This window comes from Mucilaginibacter lappiensis (assembly GCF_050433765.1).
GTDB lineage: Bacteria > Bacteroidota > Bacteroidia > Sphingobacteriales > Sphingobacteriaceae > Mucilaginibacter > Mucilaginibacter lappiensis_A.
On the sequence record NZ_JBNPWP010000002.1, the window covers coordinates 583,367 to 608,143 of the forward strand.

Consider the following 24,777-nt stretch of genomic DNA (forward strand, 5'->3'; position numbering starts at 1 on the left):
AATTCTCTTCACTGTAGTCTGACTACGCTTAATACATTCCCTACTCGCTCCTTAAACTTTTCACCGGGTTGGCCATCGCTGCTTTGATGGATTGGAAGCTGATGGTAGCAAATGCGATAACGATGGCTATACCTGCGGCCAGTACAAAAACCGTCCAGTGGATGGGTATGCGGTAGGCAAAGGCATCCAACCAGTTGTTCATGGCGTACCAGGCTATGGGGGTAGCTACAACAATGGCGATGAATACCAGTTTGATGAAATCCTTAGCCAACAGGCCAATAACGCCTGTAACCGATGCACCCAATACCTTGCGCACACCAATTTCGCGGGTGCGTACCTGGGCGGTGTAGGCGGCCAGGCCCAACAGGCCCAGGCATGATATCAGTATGGCCATGCCTGCAAAATAGTTAAACAGGGTACCTTCGCGCTGTTCGCCCTGGTAAAGGTTGTTGAATATTTCGTCAAGGAAGTTATAAGAAAAAGGGAATTCGCCGTTGTATTGTTTAAACTGGCTACCCGCCGCGGCTATGGCTGCGGCCGCATTATTGGTGCTGGTTTTTATATACATGGTTTGGTAAACGGCCGGGCGATAAAAGAAAATGGCGGGTGCAATTTTTTCACGCAGGCTGGCAAAATGAAAGTCTTTAATTACGCCGATGATGGTGCCGTTTGTTTTTTGGAAACGAAAATGCTTACCGATAGGGTTTTTCATGCCGATCTCCCTTAGGGCGGCTTCATTAAGTATAAAATGGGTCGAATCGGCTACGGCACCGCTAAAGCTGCTGCCTTGCTGCATTTTGAGCTTAAAAAACTGGATGAAATCCTTATCTATCCCCATGGGGTGCAGGATAAAGGTTTGGCCCGGTGCTTTGCCTTCCCATGAATTATCGCCCGAGATCATGCCGCTGTTGATTATGTTGCCGGTTGCCCGGGTTACGCCCTCTACGCCGGGTTGCTTCAAAAGCTCGGCCTTTACGGCATCGTAATGTCTTGAGGCATCCCGCATCCAGACACCAAAAACGTGGCTTTTATCATACCCTAAATTTTTTGATTGGATGTATTTGAGTTGCTGGGTAATAACCAAAGTGCTCACAATAAGTACTACCGAAAAGGTAAACTGCACCACCACCAGTATTTTACGGAAAAGGGCATCGCCAATGCTGCCGTTTATTTTGCCCTTCAGGGCTTTTAAAGGCTCGAAGGATGATAACAGCATGGCCGGGTAAATGCTGGATAAGGCCAGTGTAGCTATTACTGTGATGGTTATAATGAGCCAGATGTGTGGATTGAGCAGGTTAAACACCAGTTGCTTGCCGGCCAGTTGGTTAAATACCGGCATCAGCAGGTAAATGGCGAACAGTGCAAATAGCGTGGTGATGAGGAACAGTAAGGCTGTCTCGGCCAGGAACTGTATAAACAGCTGCATTTTGCCCGCCCCTATAATTTTACGCATGCTGATCTCTTTGGCGCGCAGTAACGAGCGCGCTGTTGAAAGGTTTACATAATTGATACAGGCTATTAATAAAATAACCAGGGCTATGATGATAAAAATGCGCACCGTTTGGATGCCGCGATCGGTACCATCGGCATTGTACAGGTGCATTTTATTGATGGGCAGCAGCAGGTATTCGGCATCGGTATCTTCGGCGCGGTGCTTAATGTGTATGTTAAACAGATCGGCCGAGAGTTTTTTTAACGATGTGCCTGGTTTTACTTTAAAATAGGTTTGATAACTGTAATTGCTAAAATCGGTGTTCACATCCATCTTGCTGTTTACCAGTATAGATTTAACCTGGTAACTCATGGGCATAATCATATCAAAGTTGATGCTGGAGTTAAGCGGGAAATCGTCAATAACTCCGCTTACCGTAAAGTTTTCCTTACCATCGGCCACGAGTACTTTACCAATGGCATCATCGGTACCAAAATATTTTCGCGCTGTTTTTTTGGTGATAACAACAGAGTTATCACTTACAAAAGGCTTTGCGGTATTGCCCTCCACCAGCGGAAAATCAAAGATGTTGAACAGGGAAGGATCGGCAAAGACTACATTTTGCTCGCCGAAAACTTTTTGCTTGTATTTATATAGCGAGAAATACCAGTTGGGGGTTATGCGCACCTGGTCCTGCACCTCAGTGAGTTCCTGTTTAGCCAACTGACCTATGGGGGCCACTGTACTTTCCCAGATCTGTTTACTGGCGCCTGTGCCTCCAAAAAGTTCTACGCGGTAAATGTTATCGGCGTTTTTATGGAAGCCATCAAAACTTAACTCGTCCTGTACCCAAAGCAAAATCAGTATACCAATGGCCAGCCCGGCAGTAAGTCCGGCAATATTAATAAATGAATAGAATTTGTTGCGAAATAAATTTCTCCAGGCAGTTTTAACGTAGTTTTTAAGCATGGTACCAGTATGTTATTGAACTTATGGTATTACAAAACCATGCCAGTTTTTTAATTAATTGATTAATAATATTTTATCAGTTTCGTTGTTTCTCCAGCCGTTCATAAGCGGACGATTGCGTGCGGTTGTATTACAGAGATTATCTGGCATTTACCCTAAAAATCCCGGTTCAGACAAACTTCAACCAATCACCTCATGGTCACTTATCTTACTCAGATCCAAAACAACGCGGCCGTCCTCATCCCTTTCAAAAGCTGGTTTAAATTTGGCGCTCCATACCAGATCGTCATGTTGGTAAGTGGTACGTGAATGAACGGTTTGCGAAAACGTATCATCAAAAGTTTTTAGTACCACCGAAAAACCGGCCTGTGCTTTTTCCAGTTCTTCGGGTGTTATGTCTTTGATCGGGCTGTTTTCATCAAGCGGATGTACAACGGTCCAGCTCAGGGTTAAAATACTCACCCGCTTCCTTTCTAGTTCCAGTTGAAAAAACTTGCGCTCCGTTTTTCCGTTTACCTCTTCGTTGTATGAGAATACGACCTCCATTTCAAGGTCTATCAATATGTTGCGCCTCTGGTTTGCCAGTCTGAACATGATGCCGCGCCCGCCCCGGTATGGAGCTATCAATATGTTTTTACTATATAATATTTTTGCCGATGGTCTTGAAAAACGTCCGTAAAGCAAACCGGTAGCCAAAGCAAAAGCAAGTAAACCCATCATCGATTCAAAAGCGGCAACGCTATTGGCTGCCATTCCCTGCGGACTGATATGTCCGTAACCCACAGTAGATATGGTTTGTGCCGAAAAGAAGAAGGCATCCATAAAATGATCGAAAAAAGTAACGCCACTTTTTCCGTCAAGGCTGTCGGCCCCAAGTGAAACATATATAAATGCGAATAAGATATTGGCTATCATATATCCGCTTAAAACTATCGCCCAGAACTTTGTCCAGCTCATGGTGATCAGGGAATGGTAACTATTTGATGTGCTGAAAAAAGAGATCCCGGTACGCTTTACGTTGATAGTACCATCCTTATTAATAACAGGTTGGCTTTTGATAACTGGTTGTGTGCCAAAGCCAAGGTCATCCTCGGGATTTATTTTTTCTTTATGTATAGACATTTTAAATGTAAGTTTTTGGGCTTTTGCGTAAATTTATCATTCTGTTTGCTTTTAGTAAAAACTATTTCCATATTTGTGGCACAAATGAAAATGATAGTATTAAACAATAACTGGTGGTGGCTTAACGATTAATCGTGAGGCAATTCCGTTTTTGTTTTTTAAAATAATATTCAGAAGGGTTGCCATACGGTAACCCTTTTTTTATGCCCCCTGAAGTGGGGGATTAATTATAACAATGTAAATCAAAGAACTTCCCCTTTAGGGGGCAGGGGGGCATATGAAACAGATATTAAATCATCTTTTTGAACACAAAACCTTTAGCAGGGAGCAGTCAAAAAATATTTTGATAAACATTGCGCAGGGTAAGTATAACAACTCGCAAATGGCGGCGTTCATGACTGCCTATTGCATGCGCAGTATCACAGTTGAGGAACTGGAAGGTTTTCGTGATGCTATGCTGGAGCTTTGCTTACCCATTGACCTGGAAACCGATGAACTGATTGACCTGTGCGGTACGGGTGGCGACGGGAAAGATACCTTCAATATATCAACCCTGGCATCGTTTGTAGTGGCGGGTGCCGGCTATAAAGTAGCCAAGCATGGTAACTACGGTGTATCATCAGGCTGCGGATCATCAAACGTGATGGAATACCTGGGTTACCAGTTCACCAATGATGCTGATAAGCTGAAGAATGGTATTGATAAAGCAAATATTTGCTTTCTGCATGCTCCCTTGTTTCACCCGGCTATGAAAACCGTAGCACCCATACGCCGCGAACTGGCAGTAAAAACATTTTTTAATATGCTGGGCCCCATGGTTAACCCCGCGAAACCGCATAACCAGTTGGTAGGCGTGTTTAATTTGGAACTTGCCCGTGTTTATGCCTATCTGTATCAAAAGTCGACCATCAAATACACTATAGTGAACGCGTTGGAAGGATATGATGAAATTTCGCTCACCTGCGATTTTAAAACATTTTCGGCCGAGGGCGAAAAGATAAACACGGTAGAAAGTTTAGGCTTTGAAAGGTTAGATCCAGCTGCCATTGCCGGTGGCGATAGTGTAGCCGCGTCAGCAAAAATTTTTAGCGATGTATTAAATGGTAAGGGCACACTGGCACAAAACAATGTAGTGTTATCAAATGCAGCATTGGCCATAAAAACCATCCATCCTGAAAAAAGCTTTGCCGATTGCTATTATGAAGCCGAAGAGGCCCTGTTGGACAAAAGGGCATTAAATAGTTTTAACGTTTTATTGCAGAACTAAGCATGAAAATAAAAGTTTGTGGTTTACGAGAGCCTGAAAATATTAAAGCTGTAGCCGCCTTAAAGCCGGACTATATGGGCTTTATATGTTACGGCCGCTCGCCACGCTTTATTGATGCCTTATCTGCTGATGCACTGGCAACAATTCCGTCTACCATACATAAAACAGGGGTTTTTGTAAATGAAACCGTCGATAATATTAACCTGCTGATTGATAAATACGGGTTTGATACCGTACAACTGCATGGTGACGAAAGCCCGGAGTTTTGCAGTACTTTCAAAAATAAGGTAAAGATTATAAAAGCGTTTGGGGTTGATAACGACTTTGATTTCGGAAAGCTTAATAATTATGCGAACAATGTGGACTATTTTATGTTCGATACCAAAACCTCCGGATATGGCGGTTCGGGCAAAATATTTAACTGGGACATTTTAAATAAATATACGCTTGATTTGCCTTTCTTTTTATCGGGCGGGATAAGCCTGGATAACCTGGATGAGATAAAAAAGATCAGTCACCCGCAGCTTTACGCGGTTGATTTGAACAGCCGTTTTGAAACAGAACCGGGTGTAAAGAATATAGAGAAATTGGAAAAAGCATTTGATATCATCAAAAAACAGAATATTAAAGATGAAATACGGAGTTAACGAGCATGGTTATTACGGCGATTTTGGCGGCGCCTACATCCCCGAAATGCTGTATCCAAACGTGGAAGAGTTAAGGCAGCAATACATCAGCATTATCAATGACCCTGAATTTAAGGCGGAATTTGATGACTTGCTGAAAAATTATGTGGGCAGGCCTTCGCCTTTATACCACGCCAAAAGATATTCTGAAAAGTATGGTGCAAACATATTCTTCAAACGCGAGGATCTTAACCATACCGGTTCACACAAGATCAATAATGCCATTGGGCAAATATTGCTGGCCAAACGTTTGGGCAAAAAACGTATCATTGCCGAAACCGGTGCAGGTCAGCATGGAGTAGCCACCGCTACCGTATGTGCCCTGATGGGTATTGAGTGTGTGGTTTACATGGGCGAGATAGATATGGCCCGGCAGGCCCCTAACGTATCACGTATGAAAATGTTGGGTGCTACCGTAAGGCCTGCATCATCGGGCAGTAAAACGCTGAAGGATGCCACTAATGAGGCCCTGCGCGACTGGATAGCAAACCCGGTTGATACGCATTACATCATTGGATCCGTTGTTGGTCCATACCCTTATCCGGACATGGTAGCCCGTTTCCAGTCGGTTATTTCAGAAGAAACAAAAAAACAACTGTTAGAGCATACCGGTAAAGAGCTGCCTGAATATGTTTTGGCCTGTGTAGGCGGTGGCAGTAATGCCATGGGCATGTTCTATCACTTTTTAGATGACGAGCAGGTTAAACTGGTAGCCGTTGAAGCAGCAGGCAAGGGTGTAGATAGCGGTCACTCGGCAGCTACTACCTTTTTGGGTCACGAAGGTGTATTACACGGCAGCCGCACCATACTGATGCAAACACCAGACGGGCAGGTTGTTGAACCATACTCTATTTCGGCAGGGTTAGATTATCCGGGTATTGGTCCGCAACATGCGTACTTATACAAAATAAACAGGGCTCAATACGTGAGCATTACCGATGATGAGGCTCTGCAGGCCGGTTTGCTTTGCTCACAAATGGAAGGAATTATCCCGGCCATTGAAACAGCCCACGCACTGGCACAGCTTGAAAAAATGAAGTTTAACCCCAGCGATAATGTAGTGATCTGCCTGTCGGGCAGGGGCGATAAGGATCTGGATACGTATATAAAATATTTTAACTATTAATAGTTCAATTACAATGAACCGCCTGAACCAGCTTTTTGCTTCAAAAAAGGATAACTTGTTATCTATATATTATACCGCGGGTTATCCTGCTTTAAACACTACCGTTGATATTGCCGAAGCTTTGGAAAAAGCCGGGGTTGATTTCCTGGAGGTAGGTTTTCCATATTCAGACCCGGTTGCTGATGGGCCAACCATCCAGCACAGTTCTGAGCAGGCGCTGGAAAACGGCATGACCCTTAACAAGCTTTTTGAAGAGCTGACCGAACTTCGTAAACGCGTTACCATACCTATATTGTTGATGGGATATGTTAATCCGATAGTACAATACGGTGTGGAACGTTTCTGCAAAAAAGCCGCGGAACTGGGCGTAGATGGTATTATAGTTCCTGACCTGCCAATGTATGAGTATGAAGAATTGTACTCGTCCTATTTCATTAATAATAACCTGAGTAATATATTCCTGGTTACTCCGCAAACCTCGGCTAACCGTATCCGTAAAATTGATGAATTGAGCAACAGTTTTATTTACCTGTTGTCTTCATCATCTATTACCGGTGGCAGTCTGCAGCTGACCAACAATATTGAAGATTATTACAAACGGGTTAAGGCTATGGAATTGAAAAATCCGGCCATTATCGGTTTCGGTATTTCAGACAATGCCACCTTTACAAAAGCCTGCGAATATGCCAATGGCGCTATTGTAGGCAGCAAATTTGTAAAGCTGCTCGCTGAGGAAAATTATATGGAGAAGATACCGGGATTTGTAAAATCAATAAGGGGGTAAGAACAAGAAAAATTTGTCATTCTGAGCGATAGCGAAGAATCTATTCTGCTTTATGCAAAGTTTACTAATAGATCCTTCGTTCCTCAGGATGACAAAGGAATTGCGGAAATAGATTTACAAATACAACTCCAGTTCGCCTTTACCTTCACGTATCACTTCAAACTCGCCTGATGTGCAATCTACAACGGTGGATGCCACGTTATCGCCATAACCACCATCTATAACAATATCCACCAGATCCTCGTATTTCTCGTGGATCAGTTCGGGGTCGGTAGAGTATTCCACAATATCATCATCATCTTTTATGGATGTTGAAAGGATAGGGTTACCCAGCACCCTGACAATTTCGCGGGCTATATCATTATCCGGCACCCTGATACCCACCGTTTTTTTATTGGAACTAAGCATTTTGGGCACCATGTGGCTGGCATTGAATATAAAGGTGAACGGCCCTGGCAAAGCTTTTTTAAGCACCCTGAAGGTAGCATTGTCAATCGGTTTTATATAATCAGATATATGGCTCAGATCATAACATATAAAGGAAAAATTAGCTTTTTCGGGCCTGATGTTCCTGATCTTACAGATAGCCTCAATCGCTTTATGATTAGTAATATCGCAGCCCAAACCATAAATGGTATCGGTAGGGTATATGATGAGGCCACCTTTGCGCAACACTTCAACCACCTGCTCAATGGCCTTAGGGTTGGGATTTTCGGGATATATTTTAATAAGCATAATAGGGTAAGACAAATATACCTATAAGTTGGTTTAAAAAAACATAAAAGGCCTGTCATCCTGTCGAAGGATCGTGCGAAGAGGCCTGCCCACCATGCTTCGACAGGCTCAGCATGACAGCCTTTATACAAAAAAATCCTGTTAACCCTTAAATCTGGTTAACGGCGAAGCCTTCTTGAACTCCATTAAAATAATCACTATTGTGAAAAATCAAGGTTCAGACAATAAAAAAAGTCATTTGCTAATAGCAAATGACTTCTGGTATAATAAATTTTAACCTGTTAAGTGTTTCAATAATGCCGTGTTGTTACTTGCATAACAACAGCGGCATTTTAAAAGTTAAAACACAGCAACAGCATTAAAACAATTAAGCTTGTTTAGCAAACTGTACGTTGATAAGCAGTTTTATATCTTCGCCTACTACAATTGAACCGGCTTCGGTTACGCCATCCCAGGTTAAACCAAAATCTTTACGGTTAATTTTGCCTGAAATTTCAAAACCTGCTTTAGTGTTGCCATAAAAATCAGCTGCCGAACCGCCAAACTCAGCATTAAGTTTTACGGGTTTGGTTACATCTTTTATAGTAAGGTCACCAGTCAACTCATATTCTTCATCATCTGTTTTAGTTAATGATGTTGATTTGAAGCTGATCTTTGGATATTTTTCCGCGTCAAAAAACTCGGCCGATTTCAAGTGCTCATCGCGTTGGCTTTGGTTGGTATCAATGCTGTTGATGTCAAGTGAAAAATCAATTTCTGCGTTTTCAAAATCATCACCATCGGTTATCAGTTCGCCTTCAAAGCTTTTGAAAAAGCCGCTTACTGTTGAGATAACTAAGTGTTTTACTTTAAATTGTACTTCTGAATGCATTGGGTCAATAACCCATTTTGTTGCTGTTTCTGTTGCCATGATTTTTTTTATTTTGTTTGTTGATACAAATATACTAACAAAATAGATGTTTAAACATCTATTTTTATTTAATTACAATTTGCAGACATTGGATTACAAGTTTAACCATACAATTGCGCTATTGTTTAACTTTAAAAGTTATTTTTATATTAAATAATCTATTTATGAAGAAGCTTTTTATCACCTCATTCATTATCATTTTTGCCGCGCTTATAGCGTGGACTATGATATGGAAACCGGCGGCATGGTCGTTCCTGATCATCGTACCCATATATGTTATAGGGTTTTATGACCTGGTTCAAAAAAAGCATAGCATAGTGCGTAATTATCCGGTATTTGGTCACCTCCGGTTTTTGATGGAAGAGCTTCGCCCTAAAATATACCAGTACTTTATTGAAAGCGATACCAACGGTACACCGTTTAACCGCCAAAACCGCAGTGTAATTTACCAGCGGGCAAAAATGGTTGATGATACCCGTCCCTTTGGTACCGAGCTTGATGTATATGAAGATGGATACGAATGGCTTAACCATAGTATTGCCGCTATTGATCATCATAAGCTTGATCTTTCACCACGTGTAAAGGTAGGCGGACCTGATTGCAAGCAACCTTACATGGCCAGTGTTTATAACATATCGGCCATGAGCTTTGGTTCACTCAGTGAAAACGCGATCCTTGCCTTAAACGGAGGCGCTAAGCTTGATAATTTTGCACACAATACCGGCGAAGGTGGTTTAAGCGATTATCACCTGAAACCGGGTGGCGATATCATTTGGCAAATTGGGACAGGCTATTTTAGCTGCCGCCATCCTGATGGTACCATTGATTATGATGCCTTTGCCCAGCGGGCCGTTTTGCCGCAGGTAAAAATGATTGAGATAAAACTGTCGCAAGGTGCAAAGCCGGGGCATGGCGGTATTTTACCCGCCGCCAAAGTTACACCCGAAATTGCAAGGATCAGGTTGGTAGAGATGGGACAGGATGTGGTATCACCTCCTTACCATACCGCTTTTAACAACCCTATAGGCTTAATGCAGTTTATAAAAAAGCTGCGTGAATTATCTGGAGGCAAACCCATAGGCTTTAAACTTTGCGTGGGTCATAAAAGTGAGTTTTTGGCTATATGTAAGGCCATGGTTAAAACCGGTATCTATCCCGATTTTATTACGGTAGATGGGGGCGAGGGAGGTACAGGAGCCGCTCCCCTGGAGTTTTCGAACTCAGTAGGGATGCCCCTGCGCGAGGCGCTGGCCTTTATCTATGATGCATTAACAGGTTTCGATATTAAAAGATATATCAAACTGATTGCATCGGGCAAGGTTGCTACAGGCTTCGATCTGGTGAAGAACTTTGCCTTAGGAGCTGATATGTGCAACAGCGCCCGCGGAATGATGTTTGCCCTGGGCTGTATACAGGCCTTGGAATGCAATATGAACACCTGCCCAACTGGTGTGGCAACGCAGAATAAAGATCTGATGCGGGGCCTGGTAGTTGATGATAAAAAGGTACGTGTGGCCAACTTCCACAAACAAACGGTAAGCAGCGCCATCCAAATGATTGGCGCGGCAGGTCTAACTAAACCTTGCGACCTGCACCGTATGTTCATCTATCGTCGTATAAATCATAGCCAGATACAAACCTATGGCGAACTGTTTCCCTACATACCCAAAGGCAGCTTGTTGAATACACCTTACCCTTCAAGCTTTGAGCTGGATATGGCCATCAGCAGCGAAAATACCTTTGTACCTGATTATAGTACGGTAACCAACGTTGATTACAGCAATGTGAGTTCGTATATGAGCTAAACCGTTGATTGGTGTGATTGCGATGATGATAGTCTGAACCGGGATTAAACAGATTTATCAGATTTTTTGGATTTGATTTGTAAAAATCAGAGGAATCCTTTAATCTGTTTAATCCCGGTTCAGACAAAATCCTGGTTCAGACAAATTAATCCAGGTTCAGACAAAAAATTGCAACAAAAAAAGGGGAAGCTTTCACTTCCCCTTTTTCAATATATAATGCGGCTACTTACAGCGCCAATACTTCTTTAACTCTTTCCGCAGCTTCTTTCAGCAATATAGCCGAGTAAACTTTTAGACCTGAGTTATCAATTAATGCTTTTGCTTCGGTTGCATTAGTACCTTGTAAACGTACAATGATTGGAACCGGAATGTTACCAATCTCTTTGTAAGCATCAATTACACCCTGAGCAACACGGTCGCAACGTACAATACCACCAAAAATGTTGATGAGGATAGCTTTTACGTTAGGATCAGACAGGATGATATTAAAACCTGCTTTAACAGTTTCGGCATTGGCAGTACCGCCAACGTCAAGGAAGTTAGCAGGCTCGCCACCGGCAAGTTTTATAATATCCATGGTAGCCATAGCCAAACCTGCGCCGTTAACCATACAGCCTACGTTACCGTCAAGCTTTACATAGTTAAGGTTTGATTTGCTGGCTTCAACTTCTGTTGGATCTTCCTCATCAGTATCACGCATGGCAGCATAATCAGGGTGACGGAACAATGCATTGTCATCCAGGTTAACTTTTGCATCAACAGCTAAAATTTTATTATCAGATGTTTTTAACACCGGGTTGATCTCGAATTGTGAAGAATCTGTAGCCTCATAAGCTTTGTACAGAGCAGCTATGAATTTGGTCATATCCTTAAACGCCTCGCCCGACAGGCCCAGGTTAAAGGCTATTTTGCGGGTTTGGAAACCCTGCAAACCAACCTTAGGATCAATTTCTTCTTTAAATATTAACTCAGGAGTTGAGTGTGCAACTTCTTCAATATCCATACCGCCTTCGGTGCTGTACATGATAATGTTGCGGCCCTTAGCACGGTCAAGCAATACGCTCATGTAAAACTCCTTGGTTTCGCTTTCGCCGGGATAATAAACGTCCTGGGCTACTAACACTTTTTTTACTTTTTTACCTTCCGGTCCGGTTTGCGGAGTAACCAATTGCATACCAATAATATTGCCTGCAATTTCCTTTACCTGGTCAAGGTTTTTGGCCAGCTTTACACCGCCACCTTTACCGCGGCCACCAGCATGTATCTGTGCCTTTATTACTACCCAGCTCGATCCCAGGTCTTCTTTCAATTTAAGGGCAGCCTCTGCCGCCTGCTCAACAGTATCGGCAACAATGCCTTCCTGAACTCTAACGCCAAAGCTCTTTAATATGGCTTTGCCCTGATATTCGTGAATATTCATGTTTTTTGAAGAATTTGCGGTAAATCTACAATTTTGTTTCAAAGGATAATACCCTAAATGGAGTTTATTTAAAGGTATTACGATTATTAACATTGTCTTTACAATTAAGAAGAAGTATCAAGTAGCGAGTATCAAGACAACTGCAATTGATTGTTAAGCCTGCTTGTCAAAAATCTTGATACTCGATACTAACTACTCGATACTAAAAAAAACTAACTTTGTAAAATGCTTAAAGCCAATTCTATTCATAAATCATACGGGCAGCTGCAAATATTAAAAGGTGTTGATCTTGAAGTACAGCAGGGCGAAATTGTAACCATTGTTGGCGCATCGGGTGCCGGCAAAAGCTCATTACTCAATATTTTAGGTACTTTAGACAGGCCAGACTCCGGGAAACTGTTCATCAATAATATGGAACTGAGCAAGCTGAACAATAAAAACTTAAGCGATTTCAGGAACCGTAAAATTGGCTTTATATTTCAGTTTCACCATTTGCTGGCCGAGTTTACTGCTGTTGAAAATGTGTGTATACCAGCGTTTATTGCCGGAACCGGGCGTGCCGAGGCCGAAAGAAAAGCCACAGAACTGTTGGAGTTGCTGGGTTTAAAAGATAGGGTAAACCATAAGCCAAATGAACTATCAGGTGGCGAACAGCAAAGGGTGGCTGTGGCCCGCGCGCTCATCAACAACCCATCATTGATATTTGCCGATGAACCATCAGGCAATCTCGATTCGGTGAACGCGCTTGAACTTCATGAATTATTTATTAAGTTGAGAAAGGATTTTAACCAAACCTTTGTAATTGTTACCCATAATGAGGACCTTGCCAATCTTTCGGACCGTACAGTTTTAATGAAAGATGGTTTAATTGTTCAATAGCCTGTTTATAAAAGTGAATATATTGATAACTGCGGCAAACTCCGCACTGGCCTATAAACTCAAAAACCAGTTAAACAGCGATGATGTGGTTATGGGCGATCATATGGACCTGCCTGATTTTATGCTGAAACCCGGTAAAATGATCCGTTTGCCCGATCCGAAATCAGTAAGCTATACGCACGAAATGTTAACTTTATGTTTGGATATGGGTATTGAGGCTATTTATCTGTTTCGTGAACCGGAAACGCAGCTGTTATTAAAGGCCGAAACATTGTTTAATGAGTATAATATAAAAATCCTGACCAAGGTAAATGAATTATAAGGATATTGATAAGCGCAAAAGTGCTTTCATTTTTGAATTGGATAACGTACTTTATCCCGAAAAAGATTATTTATACCAGGTTTATTACCTGTTTGCTAATTTGTTGGAATACACGGAGCTGGTTGATGCCAAAGAGACAACCAATTTGATGATTGATACGTATGTATCAGAAGGAGAGCAGTTTGTTTTTGACCGTATGGCCGAAAAATTTACTATCGCCGAAAAATACAAGGCCAATTTTGATAACCTGCTAATAACAGCCAAACTGCCATTAAAGCTGTTATTATATCAAAATATGCTTACCTTGTTACAAGAAGTTGTTGTTGACAGGAAAAGGTTGTTCATTGTAACAAACGGAAATGTAGAACAACAAGTAAATAAAATTAAGCAGATTGAGTGGCACGGCCTTGAAAAATACCTTACCTGCTATTTTGCCGAAGAAACCACCGCAAAACCCGAACCTGATGTGATACACCTGTTAATGCAGGAACATAATTTGCAACGACGGGATATCATGATGATTGAAAATTCTGAAACCGACAGGTTATGTGCCGAGGCCGTTGGAATAGATTATATCAACGTCGAAAGTTTTTTATAATCAGCCTGTAACATACTTAGTTATAAAACGTTAACTATCTAAATTGAGTTGTATGAAAAAAATATTTTACTTTATATTGATTCTTTCTACGGTGATGATATCAGCCTGTAAAAAGGATAAAGGTCCTGGTAAAACAGATGATACTAAGCCTACAAAATTACAGCTCACAGAAGATTCAGTATATATGTTTGCCAAAGAAGATTATTACTGGAACAGTGTAATCCCTGATTATAATGCCTTTAACCCCAGGCAGTATACAGGTAGCAGTGACCTTGACGCGCTTACCAGCGAAATAGATGGGTATACCCAGTTAACAAAAAATCCGTTAAATGGAAACAGGCCATATGAATATGATAGTTTTAACCCGGGGAGTTCAAAATACTCATTTATTGATGATGGGACTGTTAGTGGCGAACTGAATGGCACAAAGGGTGATTTTGGTTTTAACTATTTTTATAATACCTATACAGATATCAGGGTTAGTTTGGTTTATGCTGGTTCGCCCGCTGATGATGCGGGGCTGGTTCGCGGTGATCGGATCACTGCTATTAATGGCAGCTCTGGTAATTCCATTTATATTACTAATACAGCCGATCCGGCCAACGACGCGGGTTATAAATTTGTAAGTAACGCTGTAGATAATGGCAGCACCATAACTTTAAAAATACAAAAGGCCAATGGTACGGTTGTAACTAAGGAGCTTACTACCAAAGTATATACCACAAACCCTGTTATTACCTATAAAACCTTTAATTTAAGCAACGGTAAAGTTGCCGGCTATGTGGTATTTAGCAGTTTTACATCTTTGGCTAACGCGCAGCCAAAACTTGATGCGGCTTTTACCTCTTTTGCAAACGCAGGGGTAACCGATGTAATTGTTGACCTGCGCTACAATGGCGGTGGCTATGTTGAAACCAGCGAATATCTGTCGGATTTGTTAGTTCCATCTGGGGCGAGCGGAAGCGTAATGAATACTACCTATTGGACAGCCAATTTGCAAAATGATAAATACCCTATATTGAAAGCAAAACTGGGCGATTTTGGCGCTGGCTTTTTTAAACCAACCAATAGTAATCAGATAGCGAAATTTTCAAAAAAAGGGGCATTAAATGTTAACCGCGTTTTCTTTATTGTTACGGGTAATACCGCATCAGCCAGCGAGCTCACCATTAATAACCTGCGGCCTAAAATGGATGTTCAGCTTATTGGCGAAACAACCTATGGCAAACCGGTAGGCTTTTTATCTAATTTGATCATAAACGACTATTATTTATTTACGCCCCAATTTGAAACAAAAAACTCTGCCGGCGAGGGTGGCTATTATGCGGGGATGACCCCTGAGGGGGCAACGCCAAATGGTGGTATATATGCCGGGAAACATGATTCGGACGATTTGACCAAAGATTTTGGAGATGAGAACGAAGGTTTACTAAAAGATGCTTTGACTTATATTGAATCAAACAGATACCCTACAAGCTCCACTGTGAAGATACAAAGCCTGGATGCTAATGCTACCCAAACTATGTCGTCTGCGCAAAGAAATGCTTTATCAGTAAAAACAAATAGACACTCATTTCACGGGATGTTAATCAAATTACCGGCGAAGAAGTAGTAACGCGATTTCAATTTATTAATCGGCAAGTTCCCGCAGATCAACCGGAACCACGCGCGATATTCCCTGCTCAACCATAGTCACCCCGTATATTACATCGGTGCTGGCTATGGTTCTTTTGTTATGTGATACGATGATGAACTGCGAATCTTTAGAAAAGGTGCGGATAATGTTATTGAACTTATCAATATTGGTATCATCAAGCGGGGCGTCAACCTCGTCAAAAATACAGAACGGCGCGGGTTTAAGCAGGTAAAGCGAAAACAGGATAGCCGTTGCCGTAAGTGTTTTTTCGCCGCCCGAAAGCTGGTTGATGGATAGGGGGCGTTTGCCTTTAGGTTTGGCAATAATATCAATATCAGATTCCAGCGGGTGCTGCGGATCGGTCAGTACCAGGTCGCAGGAGTCCTCATCATTAAACAGCGAACGGAACACTTTAATAAAGTTTTCGCGCACCATGATAAATGCCGTCATGAATTTTTCTTTCGCGGTATCGTCAATCTCTTGTATGGTGGCCAGTAACGATGCCTTTGCTTCGCTCAGGTCCTTCTTTTGTGCCTGGATAAAGGTATAACGCTCATTCATTTCGTTATAGGCCTCAACCGCCATAGGATTAATGGCGCCAAAATCATCCAGTTGTCTTTTTAACTTTTCGGCTTTTTCGCGCAGGTCATGCTCGCTTTCGTCAACAGGTGTTTCTGTTTCAGGCAGTTCCTCAATATCTACATTAAACTCAACCGACAGGCGCTCTTTCAGGGCGTTCAGTTCCAGTTTAAGGTTATTGCGCTCCTCCCTTAATTCATTCTCAATAACCTCGCTGTTATCTTTTTTGCGACGTAAAGCGGTTATCTCGTTTTCATTTTCGGTAATGATGCCGCGCCATTGATAATATTCTTGCTCGGCCTGTTGGGTGGCTTTTTCCAGGTTTTCTTTTTGCTCATACATTTCCAGCAAGCCTTCATCAGAGTTATCGGCCTGTTTCAGGTTTTCCTGTATGGCTATCTTTACTTTTTCAAACTCGGCGCTGTTTTGCTTTATGCGGCTCTCCAGGCTTTCTTGCTGCGTATCGCGGTAATCCAGATCTTTTACTAATCCTGATACCTTATTTTGCTGCTGATGAAAGCGTATGTTTTCCTGGTTATAAGCGTTCGACTGTACCGATACATATTCATTCAGCTCATTAAAAGCCGCCTGTTTCTCAATCAGCAGGTCGTTTTGGATCTCTTTCTGGGTTTTTAATTCGGCCAGCAACGGTTCCAGTGCCAGCATTTCATCCTTAATGGTGGTGATTTTGCGGGCTATGTCGTCCTTGCGGTTAAGGCTATTCTCAATAAAGGTTTGATACTGTTCCTGCCGTGTTTTAACCGTGATCAACTCCGTATTTAAGCGGTTAAGGATCTGTTGTTGCTCATTCAGTTCGGCAGCTTTGGTTGATCCCTTTAAGGCGGTAAGTTTACTCTGTAACTCGTCTGATTTTGTTTTTAGCCCATTAACCAGGTTTTCAATGCTCTTGATCTCTTTGGCTAAATTCTCGAGGTTTTTAGCACGACCGATCCTTTTACCCTCAAACAAACCCACCGAACCACCGGCCATGGTATGTTTTGATTTATTGAACTTACCGCTTTTGCCTATTAAAACCACGCCATCGGGCAGCGCGGCATTATTAATTTGCTGATCCTTATCATCATCAACCAGGTAAACATCTTTTAACAAATGATTACATAGCAGGGTATAACGCTTATCAACCTCAATCACCTTTAAGGCCGACACCGCGCCGGCATTTTCAAAAGCAGGATTTGAAGTAACCACCTCGCTGTAATTATCAAGGATGAAAAAATGCGCCCTGCCTCTTGATGCTGTGCTAAGCAAATTAATGGCCTTTATAGCCTCGTCATAGCTTTCCACCACATAGTGGTTCATCAGTGGCTCCAAATAATTTTCAATGGCTACACGGAACTCTTCGCGGCAAAATAACACATCACTAAACAGCGGCGCGCTTTTGGCCCAGTCAGTGTTCTTTTTCAAAAATCGGATAGACTCGGGGAAACCTTCCAGGTTATCCACCATGCTTTTGGTGAGGTTATATTCGTTTTGCCTGGCGTCGAGCTTGCGGCTTTCTTTTATAATGGTATCCTTTACCTCTACAAGCTCGGTATCGGTAACAGCAATCTGCTCTTTGAGCTTGTTCTCAGCCTCCAGTGATAACTGATATTCATCATCGAGCGTTTCCTTGCGGGCCTGCAGTTCGGCAACTACCTGGTTAAAGTGTGAAAGCTCCACCTCTTTATTGGTGGTATCTTCCATGTTGCGCTGGCTTTCCTGTTCCAGGGCCTGTTGCTGTATTTGCAGTATATCAATATCCTTCTCGGCTTTATATGCCTGATTTTGTAACCGTGTATTGATATTGGTAAGTTCATTGAGTTCGTTACGTGCCGATGATTGCTGCAACCGAAGTTCATCAACCGCTTCTTTCAGATCGATTACCCGGCTCTGGATAGCTTGCAGGGTCTCATCCTCTGTAGCTTTTTCTTCCGACAGGCGCTTGATGTTATAGAATACGTGGTTAAGCTGGTTCTTGTCGCGTTCCAGCTCTTCGCTCAACCGTGCTTCTTTATCCTGCTGAAATTTGAGCTGTTCGTTCTTGATCTTTTTCTCACTTTCATAAGCCCTGATCTTGGAAACAAACTCATTGGTGGTTTTTTGCTGAACCGACAGGTTTTTTTCTTTGGTGATGCTATCCAGTTTTTGCTGTTGCAGACTGGCTTCTAAAGTATCTATCTGGGCTACTATGCCTCCTTTTTCGGCTTTTTGCTTTTGCTCCTGGTCTTCAATTTTCTTTAGCGATTCGCTGAACGACACGATCCTGAACGAGGCCAGCATAATACTGAGCGTTTTATACTGCTCTTTAATGCGATAATAGCGTTCGGTTTTCTTGGCCTGATTTTCCAGCGTTTTCAGGTTCTTTTCTATCTCGAAAAGCAGGTCTTCCACGCGTTCCAGGTCAGCCTCAGTATCTTTGAGCTTACTGAAGGTTTGCTTTTTGCGGAGCTTATATTTTGATATGCCCGATGCTTCTTCAAACAAGTTACGGCGCGAACCCTCTTTATTGGTGATGATCTCGTCAATCATCCGCAATTCAATAATGGAGTAGGAGTCGGAGCCGATACCGGTATCCAGGAAAAGATCGGTAATATCCTTGAGTCGGCATTGCACATCATTCAGGCGGTATTCGCTTTCGCCGGTACGGTAAAGTTTACGGGTTAGTGTAACCTGCGAGTAATCGGTGGGCAGTACGTTTTTGGTATTATCAAAAGTAAGGGAAACTTCGGCAAGGTTGGCCGATTTGCGGCTCTTGGTCCCGTTAAAAATAACGTTATCCATTTTCTCCGAACGGAGCATCCGGGTGCTTTGTTCGCCCAAAACCCAGCGGATTGCATCAACCACATTTGATTTTCCGCAGCCATTTGGCCCCACAATAGCAGTTACACCCTCATTAAAATTAATGGTGATCTTATCTCCAAAACTTTTAAAGCCCTTGATTTCTAAGCGGGTAAGCTGCATTTATTTTGTTATATCCTTGCAAAAATTTAACCTTCAAAGTAATCATAAAAAAATGATTTTATTAAACTTTTTTTGGTGAAGGTTAAAGGAGAAAGGTTAAGGGTGAAAGGTAAAAAAACTTGTCTTTCTGAGCGTAGCGAAGAACTATCTCTTGAACGTAGTGAAAAATCTATTATTCGATATGCATATTACTTCGTTCCTACCCATGAGGTGCTTGTTTTTAGTTCCCCTCTTGAGAGGGGGCGCGTAGGAATCGAGGGTGGCAGGGGTGTGTTTATACGTGCGATGAAAAGGACACACCCCTCCACCCCTCTCAAGAGGGGAATCGCACAGCCCTCCGCTTCTTCCGTCATTTACATAATTTTAAGTTAGCTCCACCCTGATCTCGCCTTTTAAATAGGTAACAGCTTTGCCGCTCATTATTACACGATCGCCATTTAGTTGGCACCATAGCTCGCCTTTGCGGGCCGAGATCTGGTAGGCGTGGAGATTATTTTTGCCAAGCCTTTTGGCCCAGTAGGGTATCAGGTTGCAATGTGCCGAACCGGTTACGGGATCTTCGGGGATGCCTGCCCCGGGAGCAAAAAAGCGGGATACAAAATCGGAGTTGTCGCCAGGCGCAGTAACAATTACACCGACGGTATCCATTTTTGACAGGGCGAAAAAATCGGGGGTAATATCCTGTATGTCCTGTTCTGTTTCATAAACCAGGAAGTAATCCCTTGATCTTAAAAAGGCAAGCGGTTGTTTTTCGCCCAGCGCTTCGGCCAGGCCCATTGGTGGTTCAATAGGTATGGGCGGCCGTGAGGGGAAATCCATAGTATATTTATCACCTTCCCTTTTTACCAGGAGCGTTCCAGCTTTTATAGTTTCAAAATGTATGGTATCATCTTTAAACCCCAACTCTGTAAACAATACATGTGCCGATGCCAGGGTAGCGTGACCGCACAGATCAATCTCGTATTCGGGAGTAAACCAGCGTAATTTATAACCATTAGGGGTCTTTACAAAAAATGCAGTTTCGGCCAGGTTATTTTCTATGGCTATCTTTTGCATAACAGCGTCAGGAAGCCATTCGGTAAGGGGGCATATAGCGGCCGGATTGCCACCAAAAAGTTTATCGGTAAACGCGTCGGCCTGGTAAATTGGAATAGTCATAAAATATGTTCTGGTAGGCTAAATTACTTTTTTATTATGTGAATATTAAATTCACTTATCTATAACGAAATATCGGTAATTATATTCGTTTTGTGCCAAAACTTATAGAAGAAATATTAATCCAAATGGGATAAAAAAAATAGGATAGGAGGCTCCCCTCTCTTGAAAGTAATAGCCCATGAAAAGACAGTATCTATACTAATTCAAGAAGTGTAGCCCCTAACGGGGCAAAAAACCTTTTGATTCTATTTCTACAAATATGTAGTCCCTACGGGACATGAAATACAGCCACATTTGCAGCTTAAATTGTTGCTCTATGTCCCGTAGGGACTACATATTTGTAGAAAATAATTGTAAAAATTTGGTGTGCCCCGTAGTGGGCTACCCTTCTGTCATATGATGGGTTATTACTCTCTTGAGGGGAATCACACAATCCCTACGTTTTTTATTGTAGAGACACATCACATATGTCTCCTAACAGTACAACGCAAAAAAGCCACTGGTTAACAACCAATGGCTTTTTGTATGTATTTCAGGTTATGTTTAACCTAAGTATGATTTCAGGATCTTGCTCCTTGATGTGTGGCGTAAACGTTGCAAGGCTTTATCCTTGATCTGGCGTACACGCTCACGGGTCAGGTTAAATTTTTCGCCAATTTCCTCTAACGAAAGCGGATGATTGGTGCCCAAACCAAAGAACAATACGATGATCTCGCGCTCACGTTCGGTAAGGGTTGATAGCGAACGTTTGATCTCCTCAGATAATGACTCGTTAATTAATATCGAATCGGTATTTGGTTCCTGATTCTCCAATACATCAAGCAGGGTGTTTTCTTCGCCCTGTACAAATGGTGCATCCATAGATACATGACGACCGGAATTGCTCAGCGTATCAGAAATTTTGTCGACAGTTGTTTCCAGCATGTCGGCAAGTTCTTCGGGTGATGGTTCACGCTCATACTCCTGCTCCAGCTTTGAAAATGCTTTGCTGATCTTGCTTAATGAGCCAACCTGGTTTAAAGGCAAGCGCACTATACGTGATTGTTCGGCAATAGCCTGCAGGATTGACTGACGGATCCACCATACGGCGTATGATATGAATTTAAAACCTTTGGTTTCGTCAAAACGTTTTGCCGCCTTAATTAAACCTAAGTTGCCTTCGTTAATTAAGTCGCCAAGTGTTAAACCCTGGTTTTGGTATTGCTTGGCAACAGATACCACAAAGCGAAGGTTGGTTTTGGTTAAACGTTCCAAAGCCGCCTGATCGCCTTCGCGTATTTTTTGAGCTAATATTACTTCTTCTTCGGCAGTTATCAGATCAACTTTACCAATCTCGTGAAGATATTTGTCTAGCGATTGTGACTCGCGATTGGTAATGGATTGCGTTATTTTGAGTTGTCTCATTTATTTAATAAACCTTCTATACTTTCTATTTAGTACAGAACGTGCAAAGTTATAAAATTGTTCTAAAAAAATACAATTGCATGGTGCAATTTCAAAAAAAATGTGTTATAAGGCTTTTTCGTAAAGTGTTGATTATGAGTTGTTAGTAAAGTTAAAGTAAAGGAACTGTGCAATTTTTTAATAATAATTGTTTAAATTGGCATGCGGTATGGTTTTTGTGGTGTTCGTAAAACACTAACTAAAAATCACTTAATTTAAATACCTCTTTCGCCCTGATCCCTCTTTCGGTTTGCTGTAATGTACAGCATTCATTAACAGAGTCATGTTCAAAGTACAATATATAATCTTTTTCTACGGCTTCGGTTAAAAATAGTTTCTTTTCTGTCAATGTTTTTAGCGGAAACATGTCATAGGCCATTACATAAGGGAGCGGCAAATGGCCTACTGATGGCAGCAGATCGGCCATGTAAAGTACGTTTCTGTCTTTATAGTTGATAAGTGGCAGCATCATAGCGTCAGTATGTCCGTAAACAAACCGGATGTGGAAATTTTCGGTAAATTGAACGCCATCGGAGCCATTGATAAACTGTAGCTGGCCGCTTTGCTGTATCGGTAATATATTCTCTTTTAAAAACGACGCCTTTTCACGCTCGTTAGGGTTTATGGCCCAGTCCCAGTGCTGGGCGTTGCTCCAGTAAACAGCATTTTTAAAAGCAGGGACAAGGTTGTCGCCATTTCTTATTACTGCTCCGCCAACATGGTCAAAGTGCAGATGGGTTAAAAACACATCGGTAATGTCGTCGCGGTGAAAGCCGAGGGCAGCCAGGGAGCTATCTAAAGTGGCTTGGCCATGTAAATAGTAATAGCTGAAAAACTTTTGGTCCTGTTTATTGCCAATGCCAGTATCAATTAATATTAACCGGTCCTGATCTTCAACCAGCAGGCAGCGCATGGCCCAGGTGCAAAGGTTGTTTTCATCGGCCGGATTAGTTTTATTCCAGATGGTTTTTGGCACTACACCAAACATGGCCCCTCCATCTAATTTAAAAAAACCGGTATCAATGGTGTGTAGTTTCATAGATAAGTCGAAACTCAAAAGTCAAAATTCAAAAGGTGATAAGCAAATCTATTTTATGCAAATTTTTAAAATGGAAAAGTATAAGCTGCTATCAAGCAAAAAGCCGGTTGCTTTTAACAGCGACCGGCTTTTGACCTTTTATTTTTTTTGACTTTTATAAGTGAATCACTTCACCATAAGCATCGGCTGCAGCTTCCATTACGGCTTCGCTCATGGTAGGGTGCGGGTGTACCGATTTAATGATCTCGTGACCGGTAGCTTCCAGCTTGCGGGCGGTAACTACTTCGGCAATCATTTCGGTAACGTTATAGCCCAGCATGTGCGCACCCAGGAATTCGCCATATTTGGCATCGAATATAAGTTTCACAAAACCATCTTTAGCGCCCGCTGCACTGGCCTTACCCGAAGCAGAGAATGGGAACTTACCAACTTTAACTTCATAACCGGCCTCTTTGGCGGCTTTTTCGGTATATCCAACAGAGGCAACCTCTGGTGAGCAATAGGTACAACCCGGAATGTTGTTATAATCTAAAGGCTCAGGATTTTTACCTGCAATTTTTTCTACACAGATGATCCCTTCGGCTGATGCTACGTGAGCCAGTGCCTGGCCTTTAACAATATCGCCAATAGCATATACACCTTCTATATTGGTTTTGTAAAAATCATCAACCAATACTTTGCCTTTATCGGTTTTTACACCATTTTCTTCCAGGCCTATACCTTCAATGTTGGTAGATATACCCACAGCCGATAAAACGATCTCGGCTTCCAGTACTTCGGTGCCTGCAGCTGTTTTAACATTTACCTTGCAAAGATTACCGCTGGTATCAACAGATTCAACGTTTGCACTGGTCATGATGTTGATACCCTGTTTTTTAAGGATACGGTTCAGTCCTTTTGAAACCTCTTCGTCCTCTAACGGAACAATATTATCTAAATACTCAACAACTGTAACCTTGGTACCAATTGCATTGTAGAAATAAGCAAACTCAATACCTATAGCCCCAGAGCCAACCACAATCATTGATTTTGGTTGTTTGGGTAATATCATAGCCTCGCGGTAGCCTATTACTTTTTTACCATCCTGTTTAATGTTTGGCAGTTCGCGTGAGCGGCCACCGGTAGCCAAAATAATATGTTTAGCCGTAATTTCTTTGGTTGAGCCATCATTGCCTTTTATTTCAACAACGCCTTTTGATTTTAATTTACCAAAACCAACTACTACATCGATCTTGTTTTTCTTCATTAAAAACTGAACGCCTTTGCTCATACCATCGGCTACGCCGCGGCTTCTTTTTATAACGCTTTCAAAATTAACCTCGCCTGTTGCAGTTACACCATAATCAGCAGCGTGATTAAGATATTCAAACACCTGGGCGCTTTTTAATAAGGCTTTAGTAGGGATACAGCCCCAGTTAAGGCAAATACCACCTAATGATTCTTTTTCAATAATGGCAGTTTTTAAACCGAGCTGGGAAGCGCGGATAGCTGCTACATAACCACCCGGGCCTGATCCTATAACAATTAAATCGTAGTCCATATTCTTAATGATATACTTTTAAAATTTAAAAATTTTGTTTTGTACGGATTAAAGCTACCATGTGTTGTACAAACACATGGGTTAATTTTAATGGCCCAAAGCTAAGTAAAAGGGGCGAAATGAGAAAATGGAACATGTTGCATAAGCACCACATAATATATTATTTACAATAATATGCCATTCATTTAAATGAAGCTCTGAAGAAATTATAAATATCATATTAAATCTACCTGTTTACTTCCATTGTAAGTTGTTATTATTATGAAATGTTGAAAAATATATAATAATTGTTAACATTAATTTAATATTGACAATCAGCCTATTAGTTATCTTTGCGGCTAATTAACTCAAAGTATAATTAAAAAAGCA

At 41.9% G+C, this 24,777-nt stretch carries 19 protein-coding genes; 9 read left to right on the forward strand and 10 right to left on the reverse strand.

Annotated elements, in window-relative coordinates; translation table 11 throughout:
- Positions 1–40: 40 nt before the first annotated feature.
- Entirely contained in the window at positions 41–2,401 is a 2,361-nt protein-coding gene (locus M2273_RS07910) for an ABC transporter permease (RefSeq protein ID WP_429395105.1), read from the reverse strand.
- A 180-nt stretch (positions 2,402–2,581) separates the two neighbouring features.
- Entirely contained in the window at positions 2,582–3,523 is a 942-nt protein-coding gene (locus tag M2273_RS07915) for an ion channel (protein ID WP_429395107.1), read from the reverse strand.
- Between the two features lie 277 nt (positions 3,524–3,800).
- Here M2273_RS07915 and trpD point away from each other — a divergent pair, with 277 nt between their 5' ends.
- Genes trpD through trpA form a run of 4 tightly spaced genes read left to right on the forward strand, consistent with a single transcriptional unit; the run spans position 3,801 to position 7,386 of the window.
- Positions 3,801–4,790, forward strand: coding sequence for an anthranilate phosphoribosyltransferase (gene trpD / locus M2273_RS07920; RefSeq protein WP_429395110.1), 990 nt, complete (start codon positions 3,801–3,803; stop codon positions 4,788–4,790).
- 2 nt (positions 4,791–4,792) lie between these two features.
- The gene (locus tag M2273_RS07925; protein ID WP_429395111.1) at positions 4,793–5,437 is read left to right on the forward strand and encodes a phosphoribosylanthranilate isomerase; all 645 of its coding nucleotides are present in this window, start codon (positions 4,793–4,795) and stop codon (positions 5,435–5,437) included.
- The gene (gene trpB, locus M2273_RS07930) at positions 5,421–6,602 is read left to right on the forward strand and encodes a tryptophan synthase subunit beta (RefSeq protein ID WP_429395114.1); all 1,182 of its coding nucleotides are present in this window, start codon (positions 5,421–5,423) and stop codon (positions 6,600–6,602) included. Before M2273_RS07925 ends, trpB begins: the two co-directional genes overlap by 17 nt.
- 13 nt (positions 6,603–6,615) lie before the next feature.
- Complete coding sequence (gene trpA / locus M2273_RS07935; RefSeq protein ID WP_429395116.1) at positions 6,616–7,386, forward strand: tryptophan synthase subunit alpha; 771 nt, start codon at positions 6,616–6,618, stop codon at positions 7,384–7,386.
- 114 nt (positions 7,387–7,500) lie between these two features.
- On the opposite strand, the gene M2273_RS07940 is transcribed toward trpA, so the two are convergent.
- Positions 7,501–8,121 (reverse strand): L-threonylcarbamoyladenylate synthase, encoded by a 621-nt coding sequence (locus M2273_RS07940; protein WP_429395119.1) that lies wholly within the window; start codon positions 8,119–8,121, stop codon positions 7,501–7,503.
- Between the two features lie 367 nt (positions 8,122–8,488).
- Positions 8,489–9,031 (reverse strand): YceI family protein, encoded by a 543-nt coding sequence (locus tag M2273_RS07945; protein ID WP_429395121.1) that lies wholly within the window; start codon positions 9,029–9,031, stop codon positions 8,489–8,491.
- A gap of 164 nt (positions 9,032–9,195) precedes the next feature.
- Between M2273_RS07945 and M2273_RS07950 the strand changes: the two genes are divergently transcribed.
- A complete protein-coding gene (locus M2273_RS07950) occupies positions 9,196–10,836 on the forward strand; it encodes an FMN-binding glutamate synthase family protein (RefSeq protein WP_429395123.1) in 1,641 nt (546 codons plus the stop codon).
- 226 nt (positions 10,837–11,062) lie between these two features.
- On the opposite strand, the gene sucC is transcribed toward M2273_RS07950, so the two are convergent.
- Positions 11,063–12,256: an ADP-forming succinate--CoA ligase subunit beta gene (sucC, locus tag M2273_RS07955; protein ID WP_429395126.1), complete on the reverse strand. Its 1,194-nt coding sequence runs from the start codon at positions 12,254–12,256 to the stop codon at positions 11,063–11,065.
- A gap of 225 nt (positions 12,257–12,481) precedes the next feature.
- Here sucC and M2273_RS07960 point away from each other — a divergent pair, with 225 nt between their 5' ends.
- From M2273_RS07960 to M2273_RS07975, 4 genes are read left to right on the forward strand one after another with little or no spacing between them, the layout of a single operon-like run.
- Entirely contained in the window at positions 12,482–13,135 is a 654-nt protein-coding gene (locus tag M2273_RS07960) for an ABC transporter ATP-binding protein (RefSeq protein WP_429395127.1), read from the forward strand.
- Positions 13,136–13,148: 13 nt separating this feature from the next.
- Entirely contained in the window at positions 13,149–13,457 is a 309-nt protein-coding gene (locus tag M2273_RS07965; protein ID WP_429395128.1) for a hypothetical protein, read from the forward strand.
- Positions 13,447–14,055, forward strand: a complete 609-nt coding sequence (locus M2273_RS07970; RefSeq protein WP_429395131.1) for an HAD family hydrolase — start codon at positions 13,447–13,449, stop codon at positions 14,053–14,055. Before M2273_RS07965 ends, M2273_RS07970 begins: the two co-directional genes overlap by 11 nt.
- 52 nt (positions 14,056–14,107) lie before the next feature.
- Positions 14,108–15,667, forward strand: coding sequence for a S41 family peptidase (locus M2273_RS07975; RefSeq protein ID WP_429395134.1), 1,560 nt, complete (start codon positions 14,108–14,110; stop codon positions 15,665–15,667).
- A gap of 18 nt (positions 15,668–15,685) precedes the next feature.
- On the opposite strand, the gene smc is transcribed toward M2273_RS07975, so the two are convergent.
- From smc to lpdA, 5 genes are all read right to left on the reverse strand, one after another.
- Entirely contained in the window at positions 15,686–19,228 is a 3,543-nt protein-coding gene (smc, locus tag M2273_RS07980; protein ID WP_429395135.1) for a chromosome segregation protein SMC, read from the reverse strand.
- 363 nt (positions 19,229–19,591) lie between these two features.
- Positions 19,592–20,386, reverse strand: coding sequence for a PhzF family phenazine biosynthesis protein (locus tag M2273_RS07985; RefSeq protein ID WP_429395137.1), 795 nt, complete (start codon positions 20,384–20,386; stop codon positions 19,592–19,594).
- 543 nt (positions 20,387–20,929) lie between these two features.
- A complete protein-coding gene (locus M2273_RS07990; protein WP_094570678.1) occupies positions 20,930–21,790 on the reverse strand; it encodes a sigma-70 family RNA polymerase sigma factor in 861 nt (286 codons plus the stop codon).
- Between the two features lie 238 nt (positions 21,791–22,028).
- The gene (locus tag M2273_RS07995; protein WP_429395140.1) at positions 22,029–22,868 is read right to left on the reverse strand and encodes an MBL fold metallo-hydrolase; all 840 of its coding nucleotides are present in this window, start codon (positions 22,866–22,868) and stop codon (positions 22,029–22,031) included.
- 154 nt (positions 22,869–23,022) lie between these two features.
- Positions 23,023–24,408: a dihydrolipoyl dehydrogenase gene (lpdA, locus tag M2273_RS08000; protein WP_429395143.1), complete on the reverse strand. Its 1,386-nt coding sequence runs from the start codon at positions 24,406–24,408 to the stop codon at positions 23,023–23,025.
- Between the last annotated feature and the right edge of the window lie 369 nt (positions 24,409–24,777).